The sequence below is a fragment of the Sorangium sp. So ce448 genome (assembly GCF_051520915.1).
GTDB lineage: Bacteria > Myxococcota_A > Polyangia > Polyangiales > Polyangiaceae > Sorangium > Sorangium cellulosum_B.
Genome location: NZ_CP150343.1, coordinates 1,516,528 through 1,530,701, shown reverse-complemented (window position 1 = coordinate 1,530,701; position 14,174 = coordinate 1,516,528). Strand labels below are relative to the sequence as shown.

The window sequence follows — 14,174 nt, the reverse complement described above, 5'->3', positions numbered from 1 at the left end:
CGGCGCACAGACGGGTGGGTCGCTCGAGCGCCTCCGCCGCCGCGGCCGCGAGCTTCGCGGCCCGCCGCTCCGCCATGGCGCCGACCGACGCAGGCGCCGGACGCCCCCAATGGGCGAAGAGACCGCCCTACGCGCGCTCGCGGAGCAGAGCCTCCAGCATCTGGTAGCAGGCTTCCATGCCTTGATCCATGCCGGAGGCGAGCGCGCCGTCGCGGTCCTCTTTCGAGTTGTAGGTCTGCGTGATGCTCATTGCGGTGGCCTCGCCCTTGTCGGCGAACTCGTGCCTCTCCACCAGCGAGCCGATCATCTGACCCGACCCCAGCGCCATCGTCTCCGTGTGAACGGCGTGCTCGTGCGGGGCCACCGCCGTGAATTCGCCCCGGAGCGTCATGACCTGATCGGCTTCGTCGCTCTTCCACGCCACCGAGAGCTTGCCACCGACGCGAGCGTCACACTCACAGGAGGTGACGGTCCAGCCCGGCGGAGGCAGCATCCAACGCCGCATCTTGTCCGGCGTGAACATGGCCTCCCACACCAGCCGTCGGGGCGCGTCGAACGTGCGGGTAAGGACGATGGTGGTGTCCGTGGGGGTCGAGATTTGCAGGCCTCGGGGTGAGGTGGTGCCGGTAGCGTTCATGATGGGGTCCTCGTGACTGACGAACGGGAAGTGCGAGCTGGCGGCGTCGAATAACGGCCGAAGGCTCAGGTGCGGCGAGCGCGCGATTGCTCCTCGGATTTCATCTCGTCGAGCAGCGAATCCAGCGCTTCGAACCGGGCCTCCCAGTGCTGGCGGAACGACTCGGTCCAGAGCGTCGCCTCTTTGAGTGGGGCGGCCTCCAGCCGGCAGAGGTGCTGCCGCCCGTCGACGCGGCGACGGACGAGCTTGGCGTGCTCCAGCACGCGCACGTGCTTGGTGGCGGCCGGGAAGGTCATCTTGAGGGGCGCAGCCAGCTCGCTCAGATTGCGCTCCCCGCCAGAGAGCTGCCGGATGATCGCCCGTCGGGCCGGGTGGGCCAGGGCGTGAAACACGAGGTCCAGCCGGGGCGAACGATCCAAAACCATGAGGTTTACTATACCAACTGGTTTCACGAGATCAACCGCGAAGATCTACTCGCCGAAAATTCCGCGGAGGTGAGCGTCGAGCAGCTTGCCCTGCGGTTCCAGACGCCGACGGTGCGCCTACGCGCTCAGAGTGGGCCTGTGCTTTGCGACACCACGGACTCGAGAGTCTTGCGCGATGACAAAGCCGAGAGCTTCGCGGTGCGCATCACGCGTGCTCCTCGGCAGCGGCAAGCTCGCGACCGAGCTGGATCGGCTGGATCTCATCGACGAGTACAGGTTCCTCGTCCACCCCAGGCTCGCCGGCCACGGCCCGACCCTGTACCAGGGCGGGCTGCCCGCCGCGCGGCGGCTCGATCTGGTCTCGGCCAAGCCGCTCCGCTGCGGCGCGGTGGCGATGCACTACCGGCGCGCGCGCTGACTCAGAGGAGCCCCATCGCGCCCAGCTCGCGGGCCAGCGCGCCGTCGGGAGCCTTCTCGCCGCGCAGCACCGCGAGAAGGCTCACCCCCCCGGAACATGTCGCCGCCGGAGACTCCGAGCAGCTCGGAGGTGAACCCGCCGTCGCGGAGGTGGGTATCGATTGCGAGCTGGAAGTTCGGGTGGTCCGAGGCCGGGAACTCCTCGGCGACGACAGCGAGGGTGCGGGGGTCGGCGCCGAAGTGCCCGCGGAGGCGGCCCAGGAAGAACGGCTCCTGCGCGGCCTGGGCCGCCGCCATCGCGCCCATCAGATCCGTGAGGGAAGGCGTGGGACCAAGCCGAACTCACGAAGCCGCTCGAGGCAACCGCTACGACGACAGATCCCCCGCGCGCTCGGTCGAGAGCGGCAGCTCGACGCAGAAGGTCGAGCCCCGGCCGACCTCGCTCGACACGCGAATTCGGCCGCCGTGCGCCTCGACGATGGTGCGTGTGATGTAGAGGCCGAGCCCGAGCCCCCCGTAATGCTTCGACGAGACGCCGCGGCGAAATCGTTCGAAGAGCTGCGCCTGCACTTCGGCCGAGATCCCGATCCCACGGTCGGTCACCGAGAGCCGCGCGACCCGATCTTCCCGGGTGATGGTGATGTCGATCGGCCGGCGTTCCCCGAATTTGATCGCATTGGTGAGGAGGTTGGTCACGACCTGCTCCAGGCGGTGCGGGTCCCACCGGCCGATGACCGGCTGCTCCGCGCGCACGGCGACCACGCTGCCTGACTGCGCGATCTGATCGCCGAGGTGGGCGACGAGCTCGTCGACGAGCGCGCGCAGCTCGACGGGCGCCGTATACAGCTCGAGCCTCCCCGCCTGGATCCGGGAGACGTCGAGCAGCATATCGATGAGGTCGGTGAGGCGCTTGACCTGGCGGCCAGAGAGGGCGACCGCGGATCGCACGCGCTCGACGTCCATGCCCCGCGCGAGCCTTCGCCCCAGCGATTGAATGGCGAGCTGCAGGCTGGTGAGCGGGGTGCGGAGCTCGTGCGAGGCGATAGAAAGGAACTCGTCCCGCAGGTGCACGGCCTCCTCCGCTGCCGTGCGCGCCCGCCGCTCGTCCAGGAGGAGCTGATCGCGCTGCTGCTCGGCGCGCACGCGCGCGGTGATGTCGCGGAAGCTCCAGACCCGCCCGACCACGCGCCCGCCGAGGCGCTGGGGCTGCGAATAACGCTCGAAGACGCGCCCGTCCACGAACGGGATGGCATCGAAGCTGGACTCCTCGGGCGAGGCATAGAGAGCGCGGATCCTTTGCAGAAACGCCTCGGGATCGAGGACCTGGTCGCAGACGAACGTACGGAACGTCTCGTCCGACCCGGTGGAGAGGATCTCGTCCGAAATGCGCCACATCGCCGTGAACCTGTGATTCTGACACAGGACGCGCTGCTCGTCGTCGACGACGAGGATGCCGTCCGCCGTCGATTCGAGCGTGGCCTCGAGGAGCGAGAGGGAATGGCGGAGCACCTCCTCGGCGCGCCGTCGCTCCGCGTTCTCCTGCTGCAGATCCGCATAGAGGCGCGCATTTTCGATGGAATTGGCCGCCTGGGCGGAGAGCAGCCGGATCACCTCGACGCGATCGGGCGTGAAGGCCGAGCGGGTGAGGTCGTTTTCGAGATAGATCACGCCGGCGAGGCGGCCCTTGTAGACGATGGGCGCGGCGAGCGAGGAGCGCGGCGCACCGCCGGCGAAGCAGGGATCACGCCCGAACGGCCCGTCGATCGCGAGGTCGTCGAGCAGGACGGCCTCGCGCGTCCGCGCCACGTACGTGACGACGCTGGCCGGCAGGTCCTTGCGGCCCTCGAGGGGCGCCGCGCCGAGCACGTGGACCGACGCATCCCGGATGTGGTGCTCGGCCATGACGACGAGCCGTCCGTCACGCAGGAGCAGGAGGACGCCGCGCCGCGCGCCGGCGTTCTCGACCATGATGCGCATGAGCGCGTCGAGCAGGCGGTCGAGGACGATCTCGCCCGAGATGGCCTGAGAGGCCTTGAGCACCGAGCCGACGTCGAGCGCGGCGCCGGCCCGCGGGCTCCTCTCGCCGCGGAGGCTCTCGCCCGGGACGAGGTCGGGGTACGCGTTCTCGAGGCGCCGCATCGCCTCCGTCGCGCCCCAGCGGCCGTACGCCCTGTGCGCCTTGGTCAGGTAGGCGCCGGCGATGGTCTCCTTGCCGAGCGCGCGGAAGCAGAGGCCCGCGAGCTCGTTGCCGAGCGCCTCGTCGTGGAGATAGCCGCCGCGCTGCGCGAGCGCGATCGCCTCGTCGTAGCGGTCCCCGGCGGCGCGCGCGTCGCCGCGGACGCGCTCGAGCTCGGCGAGGAGGAGGGCGCGGCGGTGCGCCAGGTTCTCCGGGCAGAGGTCCGCCCAGCGCGAGAGTTTTTCGGCGGAGACCTCGGCGCGGGCGAGGAAGAGCGCGCGCTCCGCCGGGGAGACGACGTCCGCCGCCTGCGTGAACGCGATGCCTGCGTAGCAATGGAACGCGGGGTTGCCATGCCAGGCCGCCACGGCCGGGATTTCGACGTTCGGCAAGAGCGCGGCGCGCGCCGCTTCCTCGAACGCCCCCTGGAAGACGCAGAGGATGACGATGTAGAAGTGGGCGAAGAAGAACGAGGCCTGGTTGTCGATGCGGCGGGACTCCTCGATCACCTGGTCGATATCGACCCACGCCCCCTCGAGCGTGGCGGGGCGCTCGGTCTCGACCGAGAGCTGGTGCGCGATCTGTCCGACCGCGCCGACCGCCCAGGTGATGGCGTTGAACTCGTCGAGCTTGCGCGTCGGCTGGTAGCTCCGCGCCTCGGCGAGGAGGTCGGAGAGCGGGAGGCCGCGCAGGAGGCTGTTCGTGATGCCATTGGTCGTGTTGTAGAACGACCAGATGTACTGGCCCGTTTCGAGCCCGGCGTGCATCCCGGCGACCAGCGACGCCTTGCAGGCGGCGTAGCCCTCTCGCCAGTGCTGCACGAAGGCGCCCCACATATTGCGGAGCATCGCCTCGGACTTCTTGTCCGTGTAGCGGTCCGCGAGGTCGATGGCGGCGCGGCCGAAGCGGTAGCCGAGCGCGATGTCGCCGCGGGCGCAGAGGAGCATCCCGAAGTTCATGCAGCCGAAGATCGAGTTCTTCGAGAGCCCGTGGCGCAGCGTGTTCTCGAGGATCTTCGCGACCGTGATGCCGAGGTCGTTCGTGGCCAGGAAGTAGCAGGGGAGAAAGAGCTCCTGGAGCACGTCCTGCATGGCGAGGATCTCCGGGTCCGCGAGCGGCGGCAGGCCTGGCAGCGCCTCGATCGTCCTTTCCCGGACGAGATCCATCGTCGCCCGCACCTGGGCGTCGAGCATGGCGTCGTCCGGGAAGAGAGGCAGGTCGATCCCGAACGGGCGCAGGGCCTCGAGCCCCTCCGCGAGCGCGGCTGGCAGGTCGTTCTTGAGCACCTGCACGTTCATCTTGAGCCGCAGCACCTCGGTGCGATCGAGCCGGCTCGCGGCCCGCTCCAGGCCTTCGGAGAGGATCGCGAGGGCGTCGTCATGCTGGCCCGAGAGCGAGAGCATCAGGGCGGCTCTCTTCGCGTAGTCGAGGCGGAGCGGGTACTGGGACGCCCAGGCGTCCTCCGGAAGGTGCAGGAGGCCGAGCTGCAGGTAGCGCAGCGCGGCGCCGAAGGCGGCCGAGTCCTCGGCGCGGCATGCGGCCTCGAGGCTCATGCGGGCGAGGTGCAGGCGCTCCGCGGGGTCCGACACGAGGTCGCCTGCGCTGTTCAGGTGGCCGACGACGTCGAAGAGGCTCTGGCTCTCCGAGAGGTCCAGCTTGCCCGCGAGCAGCCGGCCGATCCGGAGGTGGAAGGCGGGTCGGTCCGCCTCCGGGATCATCGCGTAGGCGCCCTCCTGGACCTTGTCATGGGCGAAGCGGTAGCCGCCGCGCCCGGCGATCACGAGCCCCTCGCTCACGGCGGGATCGAGGCGGGCGTACGCGTCTTCCGGCGAGCACTCGTTCACCGCGGCGAGCACGTCGAGGTCGAACCGGTTGCCGATCGCCGCGGCGAGGTTGAGCGCCTTCACCGTCGCCGGCGGCAGGCGCGCGATGGTGCGCACCATGAGGTCTGCGACGTTGTCCGTGTACCCGAGCGCGTCGATCGCGGCGAGGTCCCAGCGCCAGCCTGATCCGGCTGCGTACGCGAGGACGCCGTGGTCGTGCAGCGGCCGGACGAACTGCTTGACGAAGAACGGGTTGCCGCCGGTCTTCTTCTGCACCGCATCGGCGAGCGGCCCACAGTCGCTGCGCTTGAGGCTATCCGAGAGCATCTCGATCAGGTGCGGGCGCGCGAGCGGGGCAAGGACGATGTCGCGCACGACGAGCCCGGCTTGCTTGAGTTCCTCGATCGCCAGGATGAACGGGTGCCCCGGCGATACCTCGTTGTCGCGGTAAGCGCCGCAGAAAAAGAGGGCATCGAGCGAGTCGTCGGCGAGGAGCGCGCGGAGCAGCCCGAGGCTCGCGGGGTCGATCCACTGAAGATCGTCGAGGAACAGGACGAGCGGGTGCGTGCGCCGCGCGAACACCGAGACGAACAGCAAGAAGCACCGGTTCAGGCGGTTTTGCGCCTCGACCGGGCCGAGCGCCGGGACGGGCGGCTGCAGGCCGATCACGTGGGAGAGCGACGGGATGACGTCGCAGACGACCTGCGCGTTCGGCCCGAGCGCCTCGAGGAGCGCGCTCCGAAAGCGGAGGATGCGCGCGTCGCTCTCGGTGAGGATCTGCCGCACGAGGCCGTCGAACGCCTGGATCACCGCGCTGTAGGGCGCGCCGCGGTTGTATTGGTCGTACTTGCCGCTCGTGAAATAGCCCTTCTGCCGCGCGAGCGGCTTCAAGATCTCGTGTACGAGCGAGGACTTCCCGATCCCCGAGTAGCCGGAGACGAGGACGATCTCACGGCCCCCCTCGAGCGCCCGCTCGAACGCGGCGGTGAGCGCCTCGACGTCATGCTCGCGGCCGTAGAGCTTCTGGTGGATCCGGAAGAGGTCCTGACGATCGCGCTGGCCCGCGACGAAGGGCTCGATCGTCCCCGTGCCGCGCAGGGCCTCGCGGCAGTGCTCGAGGTCGGCGAGCAGGCCCTCGGCGCTCTGGTAACGCTCCTCGGCGTTCTTCGCGAGCAGCTTGAGCACGATGTCGGAAACGGCCTCGGGGATGGTCGGATCGACGCAGGACGGCGGCGTCGGCGCGAGGGCGAGGTGCGCGTGAATGAGCTCCATCGGGTCCAGGGCCTCGAAGGGGCGCCGACCCGTGAGCATCTGGTACAGAATGACGCCGAGCGCGTAGAGGTCGGTCCGGTAGTCGACGCCGCGGTTCATGCGGCCTGTCTGCTCGGGGGAGACGTAGGGCAGCACGTCGGCGATGACCGCCGGCGCGTAGAGCCGTTCGTGCGCGTGGGTGATCTCGGCGTCGACGCCGAAGCCGTTGATCTTGACCGCGCCGCGCGCGCCGACGAGCACGTTCTGCGGGCGCAGATCGCGGTGGACGAGCCCGGCCACGTGCACCGCGGCGAGACCTTCGGCGAGCGCGGCCGCGAGGTCGAGCGCCTCGCCGACCGGCATCCTGCGTGACGGGCGCGCGGCGAGGATCCGCGCGAGATCGCGGCCCGGGAAGTCCTCGAGGACGACGATCAAGGAGCCGGCGAGCGCCTCGACGCCGCGCAGGGCGACGAGGCGGGGCGAGGCGAGGCGCGCGATGCGCTCGTACTGGTCCTTGAAGCGCACGACCTCGGCGCCGGTCGATCTTTCCGCGCGCAGGATCTTCAGCAAAACCGGGGCGCCGTCGCCCTCGTGGTATGCGCGGTACAAGGCAAAATCGGCAGTTTCCTCGATTTTCTCGCGGAGCGCGTAGCCTCTCTCGACGATCATCGAAAACCTTGCTCGCTCGCTCGTCAACGCGACGCACTACGACCAGTTACTTATATATTCCAAAGGGTGTGACCTGGCACCGGCGGAGTTTGGCCCACGCCCAGCTCGTGCGGCTCTCGGGTGTGCAGGCGCGTGAGGTCGTCAGGAAACTCCGAACGCCCCCTGGAGTCCGGACGCTTGGGGCACCCTGAAGTCCGAGTGGACCGCGCCGACAGGCGTAGGACATCGCGCCACTCGCAGGAGAACCCAATCTCCGTCGTTCACGATTGCCACGGGTGGGCTCCGCCGATGCCACCGTCAGCCGCACCAGCCACTTCTTCGGCCATGAAAAGGAGGTCCTCGTCGCCCACGCGGCGCTGGGATCGCAGAACGTTTCGGGCGACCGCTCGTCATCGACCGGGTTTTCTGCCGGGATTTCTGCCCCGCGATCCCGGCGCGCTCAGCGCGCGGGCCGGTCGAGCGCTGCGAGCGCCTCCTGCGCGCCCCGGTGTTCGGGATCGAGCCGCAGCGCCTCCTCGAGGTGCTTCTTCGCCTCGGCGAGGAGCTCGGCGCGTCTCTGCTGCTCCTGCTCCTTGTCCGCCAGCGCCCGAAAATACAGCGCCATGCCGTGCGGCGCCTCGGCGCTCCCGGGATACGCTTCCTTCGCGGCGAGGAACTGCGCCCGCGCGCCATCGAGGTCCTGCCTTGCGAGCAGCTGCCGGCCCTTGCCGCACAGCGCGCTGGCCAGGATCGTGCGCCCTATCGGGTAATCGCTCGTGGCGAGGGCGGCTCGCGCCATGTCCACCGCCCGATCGTGCTCCTCTCTCCACGTGAGAAAGTTGGCGTAGTTGCCCTTGGCCCAGGCGGACTTCGGATCGAGGCGAACGATCGCCAGGTAGGTGTCCTCCACCGCGTCCCACTCACGCATGGCCTTGTAGACGTCGGTGAGGATGTCGTAAGCGCGCGCCAGCACCTGCGGGTTCTTGCTGGTCTCGATGATCCGCTTCGCGCCCGCGAGGGCCTCCTCCGTCTTCCCCTCGCGCTCGGCGAGGGTGGCCGACAGGAGGATCACATCGTCGGCGTCGGGGCGGAGCGCCTCCGCGGCCTCGACCATCCTGCGCGCCTCGCCGTGGTTCTTCTGGAACATGTAGGCCCAGCCCTTGACCACATGGGCGTCCAGACATCCGGGATCGAGCTCCAGCGCCTTGTCCGTGTGCTCGTGGGCGCGCACAAGGCTGTCGGGCTCGTACTCGTTGCCACGGAGATAACCGCTCTTGTAGGCGAGGCGGCCGAGCGCCGCGTGGGCCGGCGCGTAGGCGGGGTTCGCGCGGATCGCCTGATCGAGGAGCGCGCGCGCCTGCTGGCGGACACTCTGCGATCTGGCCTCATCGAGCAGCGCGTTGGCGTCGCGGACGAGCGACGCCTCGACAGAGGGCGACGGCTCGGGGGCGACGGGCGCTGGCGTGTAGTCGGCGGGCGGCACCGGCGGCCTCCACACCTTGCCCGGCGCCGCCCAGATGCGGATCTGGTTGTTCCCGCCGCCCGCGGCGAACTGCGCGCCGCCCGGGTGGAAGGCGAGCGCGATCACGCCGTTCAGGCCGGCGCGCAGCTCTCTTCTGACCTTGCCCGAGTAAACGTCCCAGACCCGGATCATGTCGTCCTTGCCGCCGCTCACCAGGGTGTCGCCGTTCGGTGAGAGCGCGAGCGACCAGACCTCGTCGGAGTGCCCGTCCCATCCATGCTCGAGACGGCGACCCGACCGCCGTCGGCAGACAGCGCGAGATCGGTGATGACCCCGGCGCTGGCGTCGAGCGTCTTCAGCGGCGCGCCGGAGTCGACGTCCCAGAGGCGCACCGTCGAGTCCATGCGGAATGCGCTGCCCTCCGCGCGGTCCGCTCCGCCGGAGCGCCGGAATCGTGCCCCGAGGCGAAGGCGGCTCCGGGGCCCGGGGACGTCGTGAGTTCACGCAAATGACCCAATTCGTTCAACAATGCCTGGCTCAAGAGGGGCAGTCGCTCACGCCAGCAGCGCCGACGTCGCGCAGCGGGATCGGCGGTCCGACCGCGCGCTGGCCGCGAGGCGTCTCGCAGGCGCGCCGGGCGATCCCCGAGCCGCGGCGCGCTCCGCGCCAGGCGCCGGAGCCGGACGGGCAAGCGCCCCCGAACGCCGGGGCCTTTCTGCCTGGGACGCCGGATACCCCCCGGATCGCCCAGCGTGTGGCGGCGCCCGCTGAGCCGTTGTAAACGCGGGGCGTGACCCAGGTGCGCTCGATCTTCGCCCCAGGACTCTTCCGACAGCAGGTGGCGATCGTCACCGGCGGGGGCAGCGGGATCGGCCTCGCGTCCGCGCGTGAGTTCGCTTACCTCGGTGCGAAGGTCGCCCTCTGCGGACGCCGGGCCGACAAGCTCGAGGCCGCGGCGAGCACGCTCGCGGGCGACGGCGTCCCCGGCGACGACGTGCTCGCCGCGCCGTGTGATATCCGCGAGCCGGAGCAGATCGCCGCCTTCGTGGGCCAGGTCCTCGAGAAATTCGGCCGCGTCGACGTCCTCGTGAACAATGCCGGCGGCCAGTTCCCGAGTCCGGCCAGCGAGATGACGCCGAAGGGCTGGGAGGCGGTCGTCCGCAACAACCTGAATGGCACCTTCTTCATGACGCGCGAGGTCGCGAGGCGCGCGATGCTCCCGGCGCGCCGCGGCCGGATCGTGAACGTCACCGCGTCGGTGAGCCGCGGCTTCCCGGGCATGGCGCACACGGGCGCCGCGCGCGCCGGCGTGGAGAACCTGACCCGCTCGCTCGCCGTCGAGTGGGCCGCGCTCGGCATCCGGGTCAACGCGGTCGCGCCCGGCAGCAACATCCGGTCGAGCGGCACATCGCAGTACGGCGACGAGCTGCTCGAGCTCGCGCGGCGCGCCACGCCGCTCAAGCGCCTCGCCACCCCCGAGGAGGTCTCGCGGCTCATCGTCTTCCTCGCGAGCGACCAGAACGACTTCATCACGGGCGCGGTCTACGGGGTCGACGGCGGCCAGCCGCTCTGGGGCGACATCTGGTCCATCCCCGAGCCGGACGGCGCGCCGGGCGCTCCGCCGGACGTGAAGGGCTGAGAGGGCGCGGCGTGACCTATCGGCCCCCGCCCCCTGCCGCCGCGCGCGACCCCATGTCCAGCGCGCTCGACGACGACACGACGACGCCGTACGGGCCGCCGTCCTCCGGGCCGCCCCCGTCCTTCGGGCCGCCCCCGTCCTTCGGGCCGCCGCCGTCCTCCGGGCTGCCACCGTCCTCCGGGCTGCCGCCGTCGGCAGGGCCGCCCGCCGCGCCGTCCTTCCTCGGGGACGCCGCGCGGCGCGTGCGCGACTACTTCCTCGAGCTCGACCCGACCTTCCTGTCCGCGATCGCGCCGCTCGCGCTTGTCGCCGTCATCCTCTTCACGCGCGCCCCGTCGACGAACTACATCTTCGACGAGCAGGAGGCGCTCCTCGCCAACCCGTACGTGAACGCGAAGGGCGGGATCGGCTTCCTCGACGCGATCCACCGCGATTTCTGGGGGCTGCCGCCCGACCGGAGCGTCGGCTCCTACCGCCCGCTGCCGAACTTCCTCTGGCGCACGATCTGGGCTGTCACGAAGCAGCCGTTCTTCCACCACTTCTACAACGTCCTCTTCCACGCGGTGAACGCCGCGCTGCTCACGTGCGTCACGTTCTGGCTCACGCGGCGGCGCGGGCTCGCGTACCTCACCGGGCTGCTCTTCGTCGGCTGCGCGGTGCTCACCGAGGCGGTGAGCGGCATCGTGGGCATCGCCGACGTGCTCGGGGGCATGGGGGCGATCGCCGCCCTCGCCGCCCTCGCGCTGCCCGCGTGGGCGATGCCGTTCGGCGTGTTCGCGGCCGTGCTCTTCGGCCTCTTCTCCAAGGAGAGCGCGCTCGTCTGCGTGCCGCTGGTCCCGTTCGCCGCGCTGATCGCCGCGCCGCTCACCCACCCCACGCGGCCGGCGCGGTTCGTCCGGGCGCTGCTCGCGCTGCTCGCCGCGGGCGCGGCGTTCGTGCTCTACGTCGAGCTCCGGCGGCGCTGGTTCCCCGCGCCCATGCCGGCCGAGCTCGCCGCGCCGCTCCCCGAGGGCGCGCCGCTCGTGAAGCGCGCGCTCCACGAGGCGCTCGTCTGGTTCCACCAGGCGCCCCTGCCGCGCGATCCGCTCAACAATCCGCTCGGCGCCGCGGACATGCCGCACCGGATCGCCGGCGCGCTGCGCGTCTACTGGCGGGGTCTCACCCAGATCGTGTTCCCGTGGACGCTGAGCGGCGACTACTCGTACCCGCAGGAGCCGGTGCCGGACAGGCTCGTCTTCTTCGGCAGCGTCGCCGGCGCCGCGATGATGGTGCTGCCCCCGCTCGGCTCGCTCGCGCTCTGGATCGCGGCCCTCCGCCGCGAGCACCTGGAGCGGCGCGAGCGGCGCTCGGTGCGCGCCGCCTTCCTGGTGGACGGCGGCCAGGCGACGTCGCGGAGGTGGCCGCTGCTCCTCGCGGGGGCGCTCCTCGCGATCGCGGCGGCGGCGCTCGCGGCGTACGACTGGCACGTGCTCCGCCCGGCGGGGCGCGCGGCGCTGCTCCGGGCGCTGCCGCTCGTGCTCTGGCCGCTGCCGTTCCTGCCCGCGTTCCTGCTCGGGCTCGGGCTGCTTGTCGAGGGCGCGCGCCCCCTGCCCTGCCCGGCGACGGCGGACCGGAGCGCCTGGGTGCCGCTGCGCCGCGGCTACGCGGGGCTGTGCATCGCGGCGATCGGGCTGACCTGGGTCGTGGTGAGCTACTTCCCGCACTCGAACATCCCTGTCGTCCTGCCGACGGTGCGCGCCGAGCGCTTCTGGTACTTCCCGGCCATCGGCTCGTCGCTCGTGCTCGCCGTCGCCTTCTCGTGGCTCCACGAGGCGCTCGCGGGCTCGACCCTCACGCCGCGCGCGCGCTGGTCGTGGAGGGCGTGGGTGACGCCGGCGCTGTTCGTCCTCTTCTTCGGCTTCCAGTGCGCGCAGGCCTACCGGCACGCGATGGACTACCGCAACGACCTCGATTTCTGGGCGGCGACGAAGGAGGCGGTCCCGAACAGCGCCAAGGCGCACCTCAACTACTCGGTGATGAAGGGCGCCCGCGGCGACCTCGAGACCCGCCTGGCCGAGAGCAAAATCGCCATGGATCTCGCCCCGACGTGGCCGATGGCGCACGTGTACACGGGCGACACGCTCTGCCGGATGCACCGCCCCGACGAGGCCTTCCCGCACTACCAGCGCGGCATGGAGCTCGGCCCGAACGAGCTGAGCCTGATCGCGCTCGCGCTGCAGTGCCTGCACGACGAGCAGCGCCTCACGGCGCACGACGCGGAGCTCAGGCGGCTCGCGGAGGAGCACCCCGGGACGTGGCTCGCGTACCTCGCGACCGACACGCTCGACAACGGCGCGACGCACGGCGGAGTGGACCCGAAGTACCGGCCGCGGGGCTACAACGAGGGGCCGAAGGAGTGACCGCGGGCTGGCACGTCTACATCCTGCGCTGCGGAGACGGGTCGTTCTACACGGGGATCGCCCGCGACGTGGAGGCGCGCTTCGCGCAGCACGCGGCGGGGCGCGGGGCGAGGTACACGCGCGGACGGGGGCCGCTCGCGGTGGTCCACGTCGAGGCGGCGGCCGACAGGGGGGAGGCCCTGCGGAGGGAGGCCGCGATCCGGAGGCTGGGACGCGCAGGCAAGGAGGCGCTCGCCGCCGGGGGCCGGGGGGCAACGTAAACGTAAACGTGAACGACCACGTAAATGTTCGGATGTAGGACAACGCGGCGCGAAGCTTGGTGGTTGCCGTGGATCTCACGCCCGGGATGTCGACTAGAATCGTCGGGGTGAAGCCCTGCCCCTTCTGCGCGGAGCAGATTCAGGACGCCGCGATCAAGTGCCGCTTCTGCGGCAGCATGCTCGACGAGCGAGCGCCGGTGGCCACGGCCCCCGCCGCGCCGCTCGCCCCCGCCGTCCCCGCTCCCGGCGCGCTCGCCCCCGCCGGCGGCGCGCTCGCCCCCGCGCCGGGCGCGGCGCGCGTCCTGTTCGAGGGGACTCCGAGCTGGAAGGCGTGGTTCTGGTCCTACGTGGCGGCGGGCGTGCTCTCGCTCGTGCTGGTGGGCCTCATCTGGCTCGGCATCCTGCACTGGAAGCGCAAGAGCCTCCGCTACAAGATCACCGATCGCACGATCGACTACGAGGCCGGCCTGCTCACGCGCCGGATCGAGACCCTGCAGCTCTGGCGGGTCCTCGACATCGACCTCCGCCAGACGTTCATGCAGCGGCTGCTCGACGTCGCGGAGATCCGCGTGTTCACGAAGGACGCGAGCGATCCCGAGCTCGTCATCCGGGGGCTGCCGGCGTCGCGCGACCTGTTCGAGGCCCTCAAGAACGCGGCGGAGCTCGCGCGCCAGCAGCGCGTGCTCGGCGTCGTGCAGTGAGCGCGGCCCACGAAGGCCAGATCTCGGAGCCCGACCATGCCCCCTAGGCGATCCCCGCTCGACGAGCTCCCGGACGTGCGCGACGGCCTGACCCGCGCCGAGCGCATCATCCTGTGGAAGCTCTCCGAGCTCGAGAAGGAGTTCAACGGCCGCAACGTGCCCACGGCCACGCTCTACGGCCGCGTCGTCGAGCACATCGACCTCTCGGTCCCCGAGTTCCAGCGCCTGATGCAGCGCCTCGTCGGCGTGCGCTGAAGGCGCTCCGGCGCGCGGCTCCTCCCTGCGCCTCGCGAACGCCCTCGTCTCGTCGGGCTTCGCGTGCATCCGCAGGGTCTC

9 protein-coding genes and 2 pseudogenes are annotated in these 14,174 nt (G+C 70.9%); 6 read left to right on the top strand and 5 right to left on the bottom strand.

Features of this window, described 5'->3' with window-relative positions:
• Positions 1-127 precede the first annotated feature (127 nt).
• A complete protein-coding gene (locus tag WMF45_RS05610; protein WP_437715923.1) occupies positions 128-637 on the bottom strand; it encodes an SRPBCC domain-containing protein in 510 nt (169 codons plus the stop codon).
• A gap of 65 nt (positions 638-702) precedes the next feature.
• The gene (locus WMF45_RS05605) at positions 703-1,062 is read right to left on the bottom strand and encodes an ArsR/SmtB family transcription factor (RefSeq protein WP_437719493.1); all 360 of its coding nucleotides are present in this window, start codon (positions 1,060-1,062) and stop codon (positions 703-705) included.
• A 211-nt stretch (positions 1,063-1,273) separates the two neighbouring features.
• Here WMF45_RS05605 and WMF45_RS05600 point away from each other — a divergent pair.
• Positions 1,274-1,480: pseudogene (locus tag WMF45_RS05600) on the top strand (dihydrofolate reductase family protein); the annotation flags it as partial.
• Positions 1,481-1,845: 365 nt separating this feature from the next.
• Here the strand turns inward: WMF45_RS05600 and WMF45_RS05595 are convergent.
• The 3 genes and pseudogenes from WMF45_RS05595 to WMF45_RS05585 form a co-directional block, all read right to left on the bottom strand.
• Positions 1,846-7,398, bottom strand: coding sequence for an AAA family ATPase (locus WMF45_RS05595; RefSeq protein WP_437715922.1), 5,553 nt, complete (start codon positions 7,396-7,398; stop codon positions 1,846-1,848).
• 439 nt (positions 7,399-7,837) lie between these two features.
• Positions 7,838-9,091 (bottom strand): annotated as a pseudogene (locus WMF45_RS05590) (WD40 repeat domain-containing protein); the annotation flags it as partial.
• Entirely contained in the window at positions 9,049-9,243 is a 195-nt protein-coding gene (locus tag WMF45_RS05585; RefSeq protein WP_437719492.1) for a hypothetical protein, read from the bottom strand. The gene WMF45_RS05585 and the pseudogene WMF45_RS05590, both read right to left, overlap by 43 nt.
• Before the next feature lie 386 nt (positions 9,244-9,629).
• Here WMF45_RS05585 and WMF45_RS05580 point away from each other — a divergent pair, with 386 nt between their 5' ends.
• From WMF45_RS05580 to WMF45_RS05560, 5 genes are all read left to right on the top strand, one after another.
• Complete coding sequence (locus tag WMF45_RS05580; RefSeq protein WP_437715921.1) at positions 9,630-10,478, top strand: SDR family oxidoreductase; 849 nt, start codon at positions 9,630-9,632, stop codon at positions 10,476-10,478.
• An 11-nt stretch (positions 10,479-10,489) separates the two neighbouring features.
• On the top strand, positions 10,490-12,877 hold the full coding sequence (locus WMF45_RS05575) for a tetratricopeptide repeat protein (RefSeq protein WP_437715920.1): 2,388 nt from the start codon (positions 10,490-10,492) through the stop codon (positions 12,875-12,877).
• Positions 12,874-13,137, top strand: coding sequence for a GIY-YIG nuclease family protein (locus WMF45_RS05570; RefSeq protein ID WP_437715919.1), 264 nt, complete (start codon positions 12,874-12,876; stop codon positions 13,135-13,137). Before WMF45_RS05575 ends, WMF45_RS05570 begins: the two co-directional genes overlap by 4 nt.
• An 86-nt stretch (positions 13,138-13,223) precedes the next feature.
• Complete coding sequence (locus tag WMF45_RS05565) at positions 13,224-13,838, top strand: PH domain-containing protein (RefSeq protein WP_437715918.1); 615 nt, start codon at positions 13,224-13,226, stop codon at positions 13,836-13,838.
• Positions 13,839-13,874: 36 nt separating this feature from the next.
• Entirely contained in the window at positions 13,875-14,093 is a 219-nt protein-coding gene (locus WMF45_RS05560; RefSeq protein WP_012233609.1) for a hypothetical protein, read from the top strand.
• The last annotated feature ends 81 nt before the right edge of the window (positions 14,094-14,174 follow it).

Excerpts from the sequence above, each read along its gene's own strand:
- WMF45_RS05565 (WP_437715918.1), top strand. The coding sequence starts at position 13,224 with ATGTCGACTAGAATCGTCGGGGTGAAGCCCTGCCCCTTCTGCGCGGAG.
- WMF45_RS05595 (WP_437715922.1), bottom strand. The coding sequence starts at position 7,398 with ATGATCGTCGAGAGAGGCTACGCGCTCCGCGAGAAAATCGAGGAAACT.
- WMF45_RS05610 (WP_437715923.1), bottom strand. The coding sequence starts at position 637 with ATGAACGCTACCGGCACCACCTCACCCCGAGGCCTGCAAATCTCGACC.
- WMF45_RS05585 (WP_437719492.1), bottom strand. The coding sequence starts at position 9,243 with ATGGACTCGACGGTGCGCCTCTGGGACGTCGACTCCGGCGCGCCGCTG.
- WMF45_RS05605 (WP_437719493.1), bottom strand. The coding sequence starts at position 1,062 with ATGGTTTTGGATCGTTCGCCCCGGCTGGACCTCGTGTTTCACGCCCTG.
- WMF45_RS05560 (WP_012233609.1), top strand. The coding sequence starts at position 13,875 with ATGCCCCCTAGGCGATCCCCGCTCGACGAGCTCCCGGACGTGCGCGAC.